Raw genomic sequence first — 1441 nt, 5'->3', positions numbered from 1 at the left:
CAGTCTCGATTATTTATGGGCCGGCATTGCGGCTTATATTCGTAGCAATCCAAGAGTGCGCTATTTGCTGGGGGCTGTCAGTATTTCCAATGCGTTCAGTCAGCAGGGTAAGGATTTATTGCTCGGTTATTACGGCAAATACTATCTTGATGATGATCCCATCGTTCGCTGCAAGCGTCCTTATATGATGGGTTATTCAGCGAAAGAGCAGAATGCACGTTTGTTTGAGGGGCTGGATGCAAGAGATGCCTTTGTCACTCTGCGAGAACAGCTCGGACTTATCGGGCATTCCGTCCCAACCCTGTACAAGCAGTACACTGAGTTATGCGATGAAGGCGGCACACGTTTCCATGGCTTTAACATTGATCCCGATTTTCAGGACTGCATTGACGGTCTAGTCGTTGTCGACTTGAATCGTTTAAAGCCGCTCAAGCGAAAGCGCTACGAGCTGGTAAATCATGATTTTCTCGCCTACGACGAAAAGTTGAAACAAACACCATGACAGAAAAAAAGAGCGCGCTGAGTGAAGATTATCGCTTTCGTTTCGGCGGCATAGCGCGCCTGTATGGGGAGCAAGGCTTATTGCAGCTCGCGCAAAGTCATGTGGCCGTCATTGGCATCGGAGGCGTAGGTTCATGGGCCGCGGAGGCCTTGGCTCGATCGGGTGTTGGAGAAATCACCTTGATTGATCTTGATGACGTGTGCGTGTCGAACATTAACCGCCAGGTTCACGCTCTTCAGGCTACGGTTGGCCAGATGAAAACAGAAGTAATGGCTCAGCGAATCAAGGAAATTAGTCCAGAGGTGCGTGTGCATGTGCAACACAGTTTTCTCTCGCCGAACAATGTTGCTGAACTGCTGACTAAAAACCTAGATTATGTGTTTGATGCGACAGACAGTATCAAGGCTAAAACGGCTATGATCGTTCATTGCCGGCGAAACAAGATCCCTATTTTATGCTGCGGTGGTGCTGGCGGTCAGATGGATCCAACTCAGATAGCGATCGAAGATTTAGCGCGCACAACCCAAGACCCATTGCTTGCCAAGATACGTAGTAACCTTCGGCGACACCATAATTATTCGAGAAACCCGAAGCGGAAGTTTAGTGTGGAGTGTGTATACTCAACTGAGCAACTGAAATACGCACAGGCGGATGGTTCTGTCTGCTTGAATAAGCCCGAAGATGGCGGGCCAGCGAGACTTGATTGCGCCTCGGGCTTTGGAGCGGTTACGTCGGTTACGTCTGTTTTTGCGATGGTTGCCGTGTCGCGCATACTGTCAAAACTGACGAAAACAATAATATAAACAACGATAAAAGGACAAGGACGCATGCAAAGGGTCGTTCAGGATGCTTGAATATAGCACGATCACATTAGCGGCCATCGGCGTCGTTTCTCTCATATGTCAGTGGGTCGCATGGCGATTGCGTCAGCCAGCGATT

Annotated in this window: 1 protein-coding gene and 1 pseudogene; both read left to right on the top strand. The window is 49.1% G+C overall.

Annotation, left to right across the window (positions count from 1 at the left end):
• Positions 1-502 (top strand): annotated as a pseudogene (locus A3750_RS26305) (GNAT family N-acetyltransferase); the annotation flags it as partial.
• Positions 499-1305 carry a tRNA cyclic N6-threonylcarbamoyladenosine(37) synthase TcdA gene (gene tcdA / locus A3750_RS16980; RefSeq protein WP_068451834.1) on the top strand — a complete coding sequence of 269 codons (807 nt, stop codon included), beginning with the start codon at positions 499-501 and terminating at the stop codon, positions 1303-1305. The pseudogene A3750_RS26305 and the gene tcdA, both read left to right, overlap by 4 nt.
• The last annotated feature ends 136 nt before the right edge of the window (positions 1306-1441 follow it).

It is taken from the genome of Oleiphilus sp. HI0079, assembly GCF_001635105.1.
Note: the sequence above shows the minus strand (reverse complement) of the source record. Positions and strands in the feature narration are given on the sequence as shown.